The organism is Limnohabitans sp. Rim8 (assembly GCF_945901735.1).
GTDB lineage: Bacteria > Pseudomonadota > Gammaproteobacteria > Burkholderiales > Burkholderiaceae_C > Limnohabitans_A.
Genome location: NZ_CAMDLM010000024.1, coordinates 15,982 through 28,643 on the forward strand (window position 1 = coordinate 15,982; position 12,662 = coordinate 28,643).

Annotated in this window: 12 protein-coding genes and 1 riboswitch; of the genes, 6 read left to right on the forward strand and 6 right to left on the reverse strand. The window is 56.3% G+C overall.

Annotation, left to right across the window (positions count from 1 at the left end):
• Positions 1–6: 6 nt before the first annotated feature.
• Positions 7–1,803, reverse strand: coding sequence for a TonB-dependent receptor (locus tag Q0O99_RS12220; protein ID WP_293751891.1), 1,797 nt, complete (start codon positions 1,801–1,803; stop codon positions 7–9).
• Positions 1,804–1,957: 154 nt separating this feature from the next.
• Positions 1,958–2,205, reverse strand: a riboswitch (cobalamin riboswitch).
• Between the two features lie 84 nt (positions 2,206–2,289).
• On the opposite strand from Q0O99_RS12220, the gene Q0O99_RS12225 reads away from it, so the two are divergent.
• The 4 genes from Q0O99_RS12225 to Q0O99_RS12240 all read left to right on the forward strand — a co-directional run bounded on the left by Q0O99_RS12225 (position 2,290) and on the right by Q0O99_RS12240 (position 4,915).
• Positions 2,290–2,529, forward strand: a complete 240-nt coding sequence (locus Q0O99_RS12225; RefSeq protein ID WP_293751893.1) for a DUF904 domain-containing protein — start codon at positions 2,290–2,292, stop codon at positions 2,527–2,529.
• Complete coding sequence (locus tag Q0O99_RS12230) at positions 2,526–2,858, forward strand: cell division protein ZapA (RefSeq protein WP_293751895.1); 333 nt, start codon at positions 2,526–2,528, stop codon at positions 2,856–2,858. Before Q0O99_RS12225 ends, Q0O99_RS12230 begins: the two co-directional genes overlap by 4 nt.
• Before the next feature lie 282 nt (positions 2,859–3,140).
• Positions 3,141–3,914 (forward strand): fumarylacetoacetate hydrolase family protein, encoded by a 774-nt coding sequence (locus tag Q0O99_RS12235; protein ID WP_293751897.1) that lies wholly within the window; start codon positions 3,141–3,143, stop codon positions 3,912–3,914.
• Positions 3,915–3,916: 2 nt separating this feature from the next.
• On the forward strand, positions 3,917–4,915 hold the full coding sequence (locus tag Q0O99_RS12240; RefSeq protein ID WP_293751975.1) for a 2-dehydropantoate 2-reductase: 999 nt from the start codon (positions 3,917–3,919) through the stop codon (positions 4,913–4,915).
• Here Q0O99_RS12240 and Q0O99_RS12245 read toward each other — a convergent pair.
• Genes Q0O99_RS12245 through Q0O99_RS12255 form a run of 3 tightly spaced genes read right to left on the reverse strand, consistent with a single transcriptional unit; the run spans position 4,902 to position 7,884 of the window.
• On the reverse strand, positions 4,902–6,392 hold the full coding sequence (locus Q0O99_RS12245; RefSeq protein ID WP_293751899.1) for a tripartite tricarboxylate transporter permease: 1,491 nt from the start codon (positions 6,390–6,392) through the stop codon (positions 4,902–4,904). The two genes, Q0O99_RS12240 and Q0O99_RS12245, sit on opposite strands and share 14 nt — an antisense overlap.
• 2 nt (positions 6,393–6,394) lie before the next feature.
• Positions 6,395–6,859 (reverse strand): tripartite tricarboxylate transporter TctB family protein, encoded by a 465-nt coding sequence (locus Q0O99_RS12250; protein ID WP_293751901.1) that lies wholly within the window; start codon positions 6,857–6,859, stop codon positions 6,395–6,397.
• A gap of 53 nt (positions 6,860–6,912) precedes the next feature.
• Complete coding sequence (locus Q0O99_RS12255) at positions 6,913–7,884, reverse strand: tripartite tricarboxylate transporter substrate binding protein (protein WP_293751977.1); 972 nt, start codon at positions 7,882–7,884, stop codon at positions 6,913–6,915.
• Positions 7,885–8,028: 144 nt separating this feature from the next.
• Here Q0O99_RS12255 and Q0O99_RS12260 point away from each other — a divergent pair, with 144 nt between their 5' ends.
• Positions 8,029–9,546 carry an acyl--CoA ligase gene (locus Q0O99_RS12260; protein ID WP_293751903.1) on the forward strand — a complete coding sequence of 506 codons (1,518 nt, stop codon included), beginning with the start codon at positions 8,029–8,031 and terminating at the stop codon, positions 9,544–9,546.
• Positions 9,547–9,551: 5 nt separating this feature from the next.
• A complete protein-coding gene (locus Q0O99_RS12265; RefSeq protein WP_293751905.1) occupies positions 9,552–10,364 on the forward strand; it encodes a sulfite exporter TauE/SafE family protein in 813 nt (270 codons plus the stop codon).
• A 30-nt stretch (positions 10,365–10,394) separates the two neighbouring features.
• Here Q0O99_RS12265 and Q0O99_RS12270 read toward each other — a convergent pair whose 3' ends face one another.
• Positions 10,395–11,069: a sulfite exporter TauE/SafE family protein gene (locus Q0O99_RS12270; RefSeq protein WP_293751907.1), complete on the reverse strand. Its 675-nt coding sequence runs from the start codon at positions 11,067–11,069 to the stop codon at positions 10,395–10,397.
• Between the two features lie 98 nt (positions 11,070–11,167).
• Positions 11,168–12,550 carry an oxygen-independent coproporphyrinogen III oxidase gene (gene hemN / locus Q0O99_RS12275; protein ID WP_293751909.1) on the reverse strand — a complete coding sequence of 461 codons (1,383 nt, stop codon included), beginning with the start codon at positions 12,548–12,550 and terminating at the stop codon, positions 11,168–11,170.
• Positions 12,551–12,662 lie beyond the last annotated feature (112 nt).

Genomic DNA, 12,662 nt, shown 5'->3' on the forward strand with positions numbered 1-12,662 from the left:
GTACGTTCAATGCTTCATTTTCCAGCTCAGGCCCAGCGTGGTGGTGCGCGGCAGCTGGTTGTAGCCATAAGCGCTTTGGTAGCGGCTGTCGGTGGCGTTTTCCACGCGGCCATACAGCGTCCAGTCGCGGCTCAGACTGTAGCGGGCGGTCAGGTCCAGCAAGGTGTTGCTGGGCAAGCCAGGCTTGCCTTCCATGTCAGGGCGTGCGCTGGTGTAACGCACACTGCCGCCCAAAGACAACAAGCCCAGCGATTGAGAGACCGACAGCGAAGCCAGTGTTTTGGCCCGGCGCACCAATTGCTGACCTGTGGCCTCGTTCACCGGGTCTTGCAACGACAAGCTGGCGCGCAAATCGGTCATGTGAAAACGACCGTTGTAGCTGGTTTCAAGACCCCTGTTTTTGACGCGACTGACGTTGTTGAACTGAAAACTGCCCATGTCATACAGGAGCAGGTCTTTGGTGAGCGTAGAGAACCAGGTCGAGCGCAAGCGGTGTGGCCCTTGCGCCCACTGCACGCCCAACTCTTGCGTGTTGGCGGTTTCGGGGCGCAGGTTCGGGTTGCCGCTGTAGGGGTCGAACAAATAACCCAGCGGGGGCATGTTGAAGGCTGTGGCGTGGCTGGCAATCAGCTTCCATTGTGGGTTGAGGTTGTAGCCATAGCCCAGGTACACCGAGTCCTTGGCCGACAGACCTTCAACATCGTCGTGCCGCAAATTGAACTGCAGGTTGTGCGATTGAAGCTTGTAAAGCACCCCGCCATACAGCGCATGGGCTTTGCGCTCACGCGACAGGCCAGACACACCATCGGTGGCCATGTCGATGCCTTGGGTCTGGTGATCCAGTCCAGCTGACAAGACCATGGTGGGCAGGTCCCACTGGTGCGTCCACGACACCATGCGTGTGCGGGTGACGGCCTGGGTGGTGAAGGAGTAGCCACCTAAGGTGTCCGTGTCGTTGCGCTCCTTGGCGTCTGTGACATTCAAGCGGCTGGACCACAGTGGCTCCAGGCGACCTGCCCAGTACAGCGTGTGGCTGTCGAGTTGGGTGCGCCCTTGGTGCACGTCGGTCGGCTCGGAAAAACTGCCCGGCACGTCGTAGTCAAAGCGGCCCTTGAAGTGAGTCGAGCGCAGGCCCAACTTGTGCTCGGGACTGAGTTTGTAGGACAGGTTCAGCGCATGGTTGTCATTGCGGTAACCGTCCCCATCGGGGTTGGCATTGAGTGTTTGTGACAGATTGGCCGCGTTGATGCCGTCGGTGCTAAAGCGCCCGACAGACACCGCATAAGCCAATGGACCGGCCGCGCCGTGCGTGCCAGCATGCCAGCGCTGGGTGCCCTGCGAGCCGCGCTCGGCGCTGGCGTAAACCGTGGGCTGCCCTTGGCCTTGCCGCGTGAACACCTGAATCACCCCACCGACCGCGCCGCTGCCATAGATGGCCGAGACGTTGCCGCGCACGATTTCAATCCGGTCCACTTGGTCGAGCATGATGTGCTCCAGGCTCACGGCACCCGTGGTGTCTTGCTTGGTGACGGGCACACCGTCGACCAGCACCAGCACCTGCAAGGATGCCGCGCCGCGCAGAAATGCCGTGGCCTGCCCGCCCCTGCCCCCTGCTTGGGTGAACTGAAAACCCGCCTCACGAGACAACAAGGTGGGCAAGTCCATCACCTGCGACTGCTCAATGGCGTCGCGCCCAAGCACCGTGGTGTGGGGCAGCACGTCGGTCAGGATTTGCTCGGTGCGGCTGGCGGTGACCACGATTTCAGTCCCCGCGGTTTGTGCCAGGGCAGCGCCGCTTGCCATAAACAACAGGGACAGCGCAGGCACGGAAAGTACAGGGGCGCAAAGTGACGGCGCAAAACGGCGCACACGAAGGGAACAGTTTTTCATAAGAAACCAACAAGTCAAACGCCCTCACCGCCTTCCCCGACAGTGCATGGGCTTCACAACCGGTCTTGCGACAGGTCACCTTGTTGGCCGGTATCCGGGCTGACAGAGCGACCTTCATCACCTTCCCAGCCGCCTGTTTCAGGGCGGCCAGTGGTTTCAGATGAAAGCTGGTTTTTGGCGTGAGCAAAAAACCGTCTGCTTACCGTTGCGGGGGCAGCGCAGGTTAGGTGGGCCGTGATGGCTTGTCCCTCCTGCTTCCCGTTGAACTGCGCGCCGTGAACCGGCATCGCGAGCACCAACAACTTTCATTCTAGGCTCAAAACTGCCGTCAAAGCTACAAAATCATTGGGCCCGGTGCTGCACGGCCTACAATAGAGGCCTCCATTTTTCTTGTTTGCCATGGCCTATTCCGACACCATCGATCAAATTGCCGAGCGTGTGGATCACTTGCTGCTGCGCCACGAAGAGCTGCAACGCACCAACGCTTTGCTGACCCAGCAAGTGCAGGCGCTGAGCTTGGAGCGCGACCAACTCAAGTCGCGCCTGGCCGCCGCCAGAGCCCGTGTGGATGCCCTCATTGAACGGCTGCCCACTTCGGCCTCCACCGCTGCCCCCGCATCGCCTGAGGCCTCCACATGAGCAACAAACAAATCGATGTCCAGATCATGGGCCAAAGCTACATTTTGGGTTGCCCAGAAGGCGGCGAAGAGCGCTTGCTGAGCGCGGTGCGCAAGGTGGACGAAGCCATGTGCAAGATCCGCGATGCAGGCAAGATCAAGGCGCGAGACCGCATTGCCGTGCTGGCCGCGCTGAACCTGGCTTTTGAACAAACCGAGGCGCCCCCAGCTACCGAGCAAGGCAGCAATGCCCCTCCTGCTGCCGACGTGCCGCCCGACGCGCAAGCGCGGCTGGCGCAATTGCTGCAGCGCCTGGACCGGGTCATTGAGCAAGACGGCCAGCTGCTGTAAAACACCGGACAGCTGGGTTGAGGCTTGTTCATCAGGTGACAGCACGCGCTGCGGTTTAGCCCCTACAATGGTTTCGTCTGCAGTGCATGCCGGGCTTTATATTTCCTTGAACCAATGCTCTTAGAGCCCGGGCTTGGAACATCGGCTGGTGAGCGTGATCATCTCGCGTCAGATGAACCCAACGCCAGTCTGCCCTCGCCCACCTGAACCCCGGTTCAGGATGCCGGTCCGGTGGCACTTGCAGACACCCTTAACGCCATTTGAATTCATCTAGGAAACAGCATGAGGTGGCTGCGCTTTTCACACCAAGGCCAGGTTGGCATGGGTCAATTGGTGGGTGAAACCATTCATGTTCATCGAGGTTCTCTTTTTGACCATCCGCAACCCACGGGCGAGACCTTGCGTGTGTCGGACGTTGAGATATTGGCGCCCTGCCAACCCACCAAAATTTTGGCGCTTTGGAACAATTTCAAAACGGCTGCAGAAAAAAATGGCTGGAGTGCCCCTTCAGAGCCGCTCTACTTTCTCAAATCGCCCAACTCCTATTCCCACCACCTGCAATCTGTGGTTCGGCCCCATCAGGATGTAGGACGGGTGGTTTACGAAGCCGAGATGGGCATCGTCATAGGTCGACGTGGACGCGACATCCCACTCGCGGAAGCTGCACACTATATTTTTGGCTACACCTGTGTGAACGACGTCACAGCCGTTGAGTTACTGCGCTCAGACACCAGTTTTGAGCAATGGACACGTGCCAAAAATTTCGATGGCTTTACCCCTTTCGGACCTTGGATAGAAACCGATTTGGATTGCACCCAAGCGATCGTGACCGCCAAAGTCAACGGACGAGAGCGCCAAAATTACCCTGTGAGCGACATGTTTTTCTCACCCCAAGAATTGGTCGCCAAACTCTCCAGAGGCATGACTTTGGAGCCTGGCGACATCATTTCTTGTGGCACATCCATCGGGGCCATGCCTTGGCAAAATGATGCCGTTGTCGAAGTGAGCATTGAAGGCATTGGCACCCTCTCCAACACCATGAAAGCGTCAGCATGAGTTTGAACATTGCCATTGTGGGCGCAGGCGCCATTGGGGGTTACCTCGGGGTGAAGTTGGCCTTGTCGGGTTGCAACGTCACCTTCATTGCGCGCGGAGAAAACCTCAAAGCCATTCAAGCCAATGGCATGACGCTCACGCTAGAAGACGGCACCTCTTTGCACGCCCCCCATGTCAAGGCCTGCACCATCGATGAAGCGACGCCTCACGACTATGTTTTCTTGACCATGAAGTCGCACCAGGTCAGCCCCGTGGCCGAGCAAATTGGGCGACTGTGCCATGACCATACGGCGGTTGTGACCCTGCAAAACGGCGTGCCTTGGTGGTACTTTTACAACTTGGCGGGCGAGTACCAAAACCGCCAATTGACTTCCATTGACCCCGGAGGCGCTCAATGGCAGCACATCGGCCCAGAGCGGGTGATTGGCGCGGTGGTGTACCCCGCCGCTGAATTGGTCGCGCCTGGTGTGGTCAAACTCATTGAAGGCAATCGCTTTACTTTGGGCGAGCCCAGTGGCGAAAAATCTGAACGCGTGACCGCATTGGCGCAGGCCATGATTGCCGCAGGTTTCAAGACGCCTGTGTCGACGGATATTCGCAGTGAGTTGTGGGTGAAACTTTGGGGCAACCTCACTTTCAACCCGGTGTCTGCCTTGACGCACGCCACGCTCGAAGACATTTGCAATTTTGACCTCACCCGCAATTTGGCAGCCCGCATGATGGCAGAAGCCCAAACTGTGGGTGAAAAACTGGGCGTTCAATTCAAGATCAGCATCGACAAACGGATTGCGGGCGCCCAAGCTGTTGGTGCTCACAAAACTTCCATGCTGCAAGACATTGAGCATGGCAAAGCATTGGAATTAGAGGCGCTTTTAGGCAGCGTGATTGAGCTGGGCAAAATTTGCAATATGCCCACCCCCACACTCGACTCGGTTTACGCCTTGACGCGCTTGCTCGAGCAAAGTGTTTTAAGCAAAGGCAAGGGCCTTAGCCTCGACTGAGTTTTTTGAACCACCCCAGCAGGGGCCAAGCCAACATGATGAGTGCCAGGACAGTGATCGAGCCGGCCAAAGGCGTGCTGACAAATATGTCCAAACTGCCTTTGGAAATCAGCATGGACTGTCTAAAGCTGGTTTCAGCCATGTCTCCGAGCACCAAAGCCAAGACCAAGGGCGCCAGAGGGTACTTGAGCTTTTTGAAGGCGTAGCCCATCAAGCCAAAGACCAACATCAAGACGACATCGAGCATGCTGTTGTGAACCGTGTAGGCCCCCACGGCACAGATCACCACAATGACTGGCGCAATGATCGAAAAAGGAATTCTTAAGATCGCCGCCCACCAAGGTACGGTGGTCAACACCACAATCAAGCCCACAATGTTGCCCAAATACATGGAGGCAATCAGACCCCAAACAAAATCTTTTTGCTCGGTGAACAACAAGGGGCCGGGTTGCAGTCCCCAGATCAAGAGTCCGCCCAACAAAACGGCCGCCGTGGGTGAGCCAGGAATTCCCAGTGTGAGCATGGGCAACAAAGCACTAGTGCCTGCGGCATGGGCGGCAGTTTCGGGTGCAATCACACCCTCAATGGCGCCCTTGCCAAAGTTTTCAGGATGCTTCGACATCCGTTTGGCTGTACCGTAACTCATGAACGAAGCAGGTGTTGCGCCCCCTGGGGTCACGCCCATCCAGCAGCCGATCAAACAAGCGCGCAAGGAAGTCGCCCAGTACTTGGGCAGTTCCTTCCAAGTGTCAAGGACATCTCTGAGGGTGATGCGACCCTTCTGTCCTTTGAACGCAAGGCCTTCCTCCATGGTGAGCAAAATTTCACCAATACCAAAAAGGCCAATGACCGCGATCAAAAAGTCAAAGCCTTTGAGCAAACTTTCTTGGCCATAGGTCATGCGCAAGGTGCCGGTCACGCTGTCCAAGCCCACGGCAGCCAAAGCAAAACCCAACATCATGGCCAACATGGTTTTGACAGGGGGTTCTTTGCTCATGCCAATGAAGCTTGCAAAAGTCAACAACTGAACGGCAAAGAATTCAGGCGGTCCAAAGTTAAGCGCAAACTTAGCGACCACGGGCGCCAAAAATGTCACCATGAGAACAGCCACCAAGGCCCCCACAAATGACGACGTGAAAGCCGCGGTTAAAGCCTGAGCGGCCTTGCCCTTTTGGGCCATGGGATAGCCATCAAAGGTGGTGGCCACAGACCATGGCTCTCCCGGAATGTTGAACAGGATGGAAGTAATGGCCCCGCCAAACAATGCCCCCCAATAAATGCAAGACAGCATGATGATGGCGGACGTGGGTGACATTCCAAATGTCAGAGGCAGCAAAATAGCCACGCCATTGGCGCCACCTAAACCTGGCAAAACACCAATTAACACGCCCAACAAAATACCAATCAGCATGAAGCCAATGTTCGGCAGTGTCAGCGCAACGGCAAAGCCATGAAACAGATTGTTAAGTTCATCCATGATCAATAGCCCAACCAAGTTTCAATAAAGCCTTTGGGCAAAGGCAAATTGAACCAAACTTCAAACAAGGCAAACAATGCCGCGCTGATACCGAAGCCGACGGCTATGGATTTGACGACACTGTATTTGCCCTGCCAGACCATAAAGGCTGCTACGAAAGTCAGTGAGGCCAAATAAATTCCCAACACAAAGATGGCGGCTGTGAAAACCGCAGACGGGATGAGCATCAGCAACATCAAATTGAATTCATGCTTTTCAGCAAATACTTCTTGGCCATCGTCCTGCTTCCAAGTCAGCAGGGTTTGCAAAATAACCCAAGCCGCGCCGCCCAACAAAAGGCAACCAATGTAAAAAGGAAAGTACCCAGGCTCTGGGCCATCATTGCCCCATGCATTCCCTACGCGAATACTGTCTGTGATGACCAACAAGCTCACACCCATAAAGCATGCCGCCACCAACAACTCCATCCACCGCATTTGCAGGTGTGAACCGGATTTCATGATGAGGTCCTTGAGGGTTTTTATTTGGCCAGGAAGCCAGCTTCACGCATGAGACGGAAATGCTCCACCTCTGCTTTCAGCAACCAATCTTGAAACTGCTGTCCCATCATGAAGGTTTCTTTGAAAGCGCCGGTCTCCATGAATTCTTTCCACTCAGGCAGTTGGCGTACTTTTTGGAACACATCGGTGAAATAAGTCACTTGTGCTGGCGTGGCCTTGGGCGGCATGAAAATGCCGCGCAACATCAAATACTCCACATCGAGGCCTTGTGATTTGCAGGTGGGAATGTCTTTCCACGACTGTGTGGGGGTGATTTTTTTGGGATATGGCATGACCTGAGAATCAAACACACACAGTGCTCTCAAAGTGCCGCCCTTCCAATGGGCCACCGCTTCAATGGGGTTGTTCACCGTGGTGTCCACGTGCTTTCCCACCAATTGAACCGCCACATCACCACCGCCTTTGAAAGGGATGTAGATCATTTTTTTGTCGGTGGCTTTTTCAATGGCCACAGTGATGATCTGATCCTCTTGCTTCGAGCCGGTTCCACCCATTTTGAATTTGCCAGTTTCAGCTTGTTTAATGGCCTTGGTGAGGTCGCCCACCGATTTATAAGGTGACTCGGCATTGACCCAAAGCACGAACTCGTCCAAAGCCAACATGGCCACAGGTGTCAGGTCCTTCCAATTGAAGGGCACGCCCGTTGCCAACGGTGTGGTGAATAAATTGGACAGCGTGATGATGATTTTGTGGCCATCCGGACGAGCGCCTTTGGCATCCAAAAATCCTTCTGCACCGGCCCCCCCCGACTTGTTGACCACCACCAAAGGTTGGGCCATCAGTTTGTGCTTGCTGATGACACCTTGAAGAAACCGTGCCATTTGATCAGCACCACCGCCTGTGCCAGCGGGCACGATGAATTCAACACTTTTGGTGGGCTCCCATTTGGCCTGTGCAAAGGTGTTCGAGCACAAGAGGCCGCCAGCAACCAAGGCGGCAGTTTTAAGGAAGATCGACAGGTGGGTTTTCAAAATATACTCCTTGGTAAGTAATTTAACTCTGAAGTATCCTAATAGAATGCTTGGCAACTTGTCGAGTAGAAATTACCCTTAATCAAAATTTTTCATCCTGCACCCATGAAAACCCTAATCGATCTTTTGGCTTTTGGTCATGACCAGTCAGTTTGCTTAACGGCCGCCAACAGTGCGCCTCTCAGCTATTCAGCATTAAGGCAACTGAACCACTATGTTCAAAAAGAATTGAACCAAGTTGGCATTGGCAGGAACGATCGGGTGGCGCTCGTTTTGCCCAACAGCGCAGAAATGGCGGCCAGTTTTGTGACTGTGGCTTGCTGCTGTACGTCAGCGCCCTTGAACCCCAGCTACCGTGCCGATGAATTCGAGTTTTACCTGAATGACTTGAACGCCAAAGCCTTGGTCGTTGAAAAAGGTTCGAGCAGTCCTGCCGTGGCCGTGGCCGCCAAAATGGGCATCGCACTCATTGAACTCGAACCCACACCCAGCATGGGCGCAGGCTCTTTCACGCTGAACATGAACGGCCTCTCGCCCAAGGCGGCGCAGCATCCTGGTCCAGCACAGCCTGACGACGTGGCCTTGGTCCTTCACACATCGGGCACCACATCGCGCCCCAAAATTGTTCCGCTGACGCACCGCAACGTGAGTGCTTCAGCGCAAAACATTGCCCACAGCACGCGCTTTACCAGTTCTGATCGCGGCTTGAATGTCATGCCGCTCTTTCACATTCACGGTCTGATTGCCGGCATCTTGGCGCCTCTGTCTCAAGGTGGAGAAGTCTTTTGCACCAGTGGCTTCAATGCCTTGAAGTTCTTCGGCCAAATGGACGAAGTCAAGCCCACTTGGTACACCGCTGTGCCCACCATGCACCAGGCTATTTTGTCCAGGTCAACCAACAACAAAGAAGTCATCGCCAGGGTGCCACTTCGATTCATTCGCTCGTCATCTTCTTCGTTACCGCCGCAGGTTTTGGCAGAACTCGAAGCCACCTTCAAGGCACCTGTGATCGAAGCTTATGGCATGACCGAAGCGGCTCACCAAATGGCTTGCAATCCGCTGCCGCCTGGCCAAAGAAAACCTGGCACTGTCGGTTTGGCCGCAGGCCCCGAGATTGCCATCATGAGTGCAGAGGGTGAGTTATTGCCAGCAGGGAGCACAGGCGAAATTGTGATCCGCGGCAGCAACGTCACGCCTGGCTACGAGAACAACGACAAAGCCAACGCGGAGGCCTTCACGAATGGATGGTTCAGAACGGGTGACCAAGGCATCTTGGATGCAGAGGGTTATGTCAGCATCACAGGCAGGCTCAAAGAAATCATCAACCGCGGCGGAGAAAAAATCAGCCCACGCGAAGTCGATGAAGTCTTGATGGACCATCCTGCAGTCGCACAGGTGGTTTGCTTTGGCATCCCCCATGACAAATTGGGCGAGGAAGTGGGCGCTGCCGTGGTCTTGCGCGAGGGCATGACGGCCACTGAAAAAGAACTGCGCGAATACACAGCGACACGGTTGGCTGATTTCAAAGTGCCGCGCAAGGTTTTGCTGATGGATGAAATTCCCAAAGGGGCTACCGGTAAATTGCAACGCATTGGCATGGCGCAAAAGCTCGGATTGGCCTAAGCCCCATGGAAGCTCAAATCTTTTTGGAACTGGCCCTGACTGGCACCGTTGCGGGGTTCATGGCCGGGTTGTTGGGTTTGGGCGGTGGCTTGATGATGGTTCCCGTGTTGAGTTTTTTACTCGGCAACATGGGCGTAGGAGAGGACCTGTCCATCAAAATGGCGATTGTGACGTCCATGTCGACCATTTTGTTCACATCGGTCTCTAGCGTAAGAACCCACCAAAAATTGGGCGCTGTGCGTTGGGACTTGGTCAAAGGTTTAGCACCCGGCATTGTGCTTGGCAGTGCCATGGCCAGCCTCTGGATTTTTGTGGCTGTTAAAGGCAGCACATTGGCCATTTTGTTTGGCCTGTTTGTATCTTTTTCTGCCTTTCAAATGTTCTTGGATAAAAAACCCAAGCCATCGCGTCAAATGCCGGGTTTCGCAGGTCAATTGGGCATGGGGGGTCTGATCGGCTTGCTGTCTGGCTTGGTCGGGGCTGGGGGTGCTTTCGTGAGTGTGCCTTTGATGACCTGGTGCAACGTGGCCATACACAACGCCATCGGCACCAGCGCTGCCTTGGGATTCCCTATTGCACTGGCGAATGTCACCGGCTTTGTCATCAGCGGTATGAAACTGGAGAACCTGCCCGCCTGGTCACTTGGCTACATCTGGTTGCCTGGCATGGTGGTCATTGCCTGTTTCAGCGTTGTGACGGCGCCTTTCGGTGCCAGAGCGGCGCATCGACTGCCTGTGAAGAAACTGAAAAGGGTGTTTTCTTTCTTCCTGGTGTTTCTTGCGGCCTACATGTTCAACAAAGGCATGGGTGCTGCGTGACGGGCTGGGTTCAACCCAGCATTCGTTTCGTTAATTGATGCACCACGGCGCCTGGTCATGCACCAGCCCCATCCACAAGGCCCAGGCCGACACGGACGCCAAGGCCAAACCCGCCACACGCATGCCCCAGGCCCCGTCGCCCAGGGTCTGCATGCGCAAAAACAGCCAAGGCCCGGCCCACAGGCTGATGCTGCTGCCCAAGGCAAACAAGGCCATGGTGACTGCGCCATCCAAAGGCTGGCTGGTCAAGGCCGCCACCATCAAGGCCGAATACAGCAAACCACAGGGCATTAAGGCCCATAGCCCGCCCACCATCCAGGGTGCGGCGCGTCCCCAGCGGTTGTTGAAAGCCCGCACACGCGTCCACAAACGGCGCGCTGCGGCATCGAGCCACATGGGTTGCCGCGCCTGCAGCATGAGCAGCAAGCCCAGCACCAAGGCCGTCAGGTGCAACAAGGTCCAGACTGGACGAATGGCTGCCGACTGCGTGGTCAACCAACCCAGGCCCTGCACACTGGCCGCGGCCACGGCACCCAGCAGCGAGTAGCCCGCCAAGCGCCCCAACTGAAAAGCCAGCAAAGCCTGGCCACGGCGCTCACCCGCCGCCTGACCCAGCCCCGCACAGGCCGCGCCGCACATGGCCACGCAGTGGGGGCCTCCCAGCACCCCCATCATCAAGGCCGTGATGGCCAAAGAACTTTGCATGATGTGTCCGCTTGAATGTCAAGGGCTGCATTGTCGGCGATGGGGGCCGACCTCGATGCAGACCGCCCCCGATGCGGCCCAACCCATGTGCGCAGGCATCAAATGATTTTGGAAAACCGAGAGCGGTTGCGGTCAGCCTGCACATAGCGGTCAAACACCATGGCCACGCCGCGCACAAAGAACCAGCCCATGGCCGTGACCTGAATGCCGCTCTCGCTCAACTGCACCAGGCCTTGCGCCTGCATCTCTTCAAGCTGGATCAGCTCTTGGGCAAACAGGGTCTTGAAGTCGACCAGCCAGGCCAGGTTGATGGATTCGTATTGCAACTGCCCTTGGCACATGAGCGCCATGATGACCGAGCGGCGGATCAGGTCGTCGCGCGTCAGCGCCAAGCCGCGCACCACCGGCAAATGGCCTTGGTCAAGCAGATCGACGTACGCCTCCATCGTCTTGGCGTTCTGGCTGTAGGTCGAGCCAATGCGGCCAATTGAGGACACGCCCAGGGCAATCAGGTCGCAATCGGCATGCGTGCTGTAGCCCTGGAAGTTGCGGTGCAAACGCCCCTGCCGCTTGGCCACGGCCAAAGCGTCATCGGGCAAGGCAAAGTGGTCCATGCCGATATACACATAGCCCGCATCGGTCAGGGCGTCGAGCGAGCGCGAAAGCATGGCCACCTTGGCCGCCCCAACTGGCAGATCTTCCGCATGAATGCGCCGCTGCGGCTTGAAGCGTTCGGGCAAATGCGCATAGGCATACAGGGCAATGCGGTCCGGGCGCAGGCGGTTGACTTGCGCCAAGGTGCGGTCAAAAGATTCCGGCGTTTGCAGGGGCAAGCCATAAATCAAGTCGACGTTGACCGACTCAAAACCCAGACGTCGGGACGCCTCGACCAACGCAAACACCTGGTCCGCAGGCTGGATGCGGTGCACGGCTTTCTGCACCGCAGGGTCAAAGTCCTGCACACCAAAACTCAGGCGGTTGAACCCCAATTCGGCCAGCACCGCCAGCCGCTGCTCGTCGACGGTGCGGGGATCCACTTCTACAGAATATTCACCACCCGGTACGAATTTGAAGTGCTCACGCAGCATGGCCATGAGTTGCCCTAACTCCTCGTCGCTCATGAAGGTGGGCGTGCCGCCGCCCAGATGCAACTGGCTGACGGCTTGACCGCGCCCCAAATGCTGGGTGTGCAACTCAACCTCTTTGCCCAGGTAGAGCAAATATTCCGCAGCCCTCTCTTTGTGTTGGGTGATGATTTTGTTGCAAGCGCAGTAATAGCACAGTGATTCGCAAAACGGGATGTGCACGTACAGCGACAGCGGTGGCTGCTTGCCCACTGTGCCCGATTGGCGCTGCTGCAGCGCTTGCACGTAATCGGCCTCACCAAAGGCTTCGACAAAACGGTCAGCTGTGGGGTAGGAGGTGTAGCGCGGGCCGGGCACGTCAAAGCGTGTCAGCAATTGCGGCGTGATGACGGACATGTGTCTGCCCCTTCATTCGGGTGTGTTCAAAACGACACCTCACTTTGCCCGTTCGCATCTGCCTCTTTGTTGACCCAGATCAAACCTTATACGGGTTTTCATGTAATTGGAA

What these genes read in the sequence shown, in the direction of transcription:
- Q0O99_RS12220 (WP_293751891.1), bottom strand. Translation starts at nt 1,803, where the DNA reads ATGGCAAGCGGCGCTGCCCTGGCACAAACCGCGGGGACTGAAATCGTG.
- Q0O99_RS12225 (WP_293751893.1), top strand. Translation starts at nt 2,290, where the DNA reads ATGGCCTATTCCGACACCATCGATCAAATTGCCGAGCGTGTGGATCAC.
- Q0O99_RS12230 (WP_293751895.1), top strand. Translation starts at nt 2,526, where the DNA reads ATGAGCAACAAACAAATCGATGTCCAGATCATGGGCCAAAGCTACATT.
- Q0O99_RS12235 (WP_293751897.1), top strand. Translation starts at nt 3,141, where the DNA reads ATGAGGTGGCTGCGCTTTTCACACCAAGGCCAGGTTGGCATGGGTCAA.
- Q0O99_RS12245 (WP_293751899.1), bottom strand. Translation starts at nt 6,392, where the DNA reads ATGGATGAACTTAACAATCTGTTTCATGGCTTTGCCGTTGCGCTGACA.
- Q0O99_RS12250 (WP_293751901.1), bottom strand. Translation starts at nt 6,859, where the DNA reads ATGGAGTTGTTGGTGGCGGCATGCTTTATGGGTGTGAGCTTGTTGGTC.
- Q0O99_RS12260 (WP_293751903.1), top strand. Translation starts at nt 8,029, where the DNA reads ATGAAAACCCTAATCGATCTTTTGGCTTTTGGTCATGACCAGTCAGTT.
- Q0O99_RS12265 (WP_293751905.1), top strand. Translation starts at nt 9,552, where the DNA reads ATGGAAGCTCAAATCTTTTTGGAACTGGCCCTGACTGGCACCGTTGCG.
- Q0O99_RS12270 (WP_293751907.1), bottom strand. Translation starts at nt 11,069, where the DNA reads ATGCAAAGTTCTTTGGCCATCACGGCCTTGATGATGGGGGTGCTGGGA.
- hemN (WP_293751909.1), bottom strand. Translation starts at nt 12,550, where the DNA reads ATGTCCGTCATCACGCCGCAATTGCTGACACGCTTTGACGTGCCCGGC.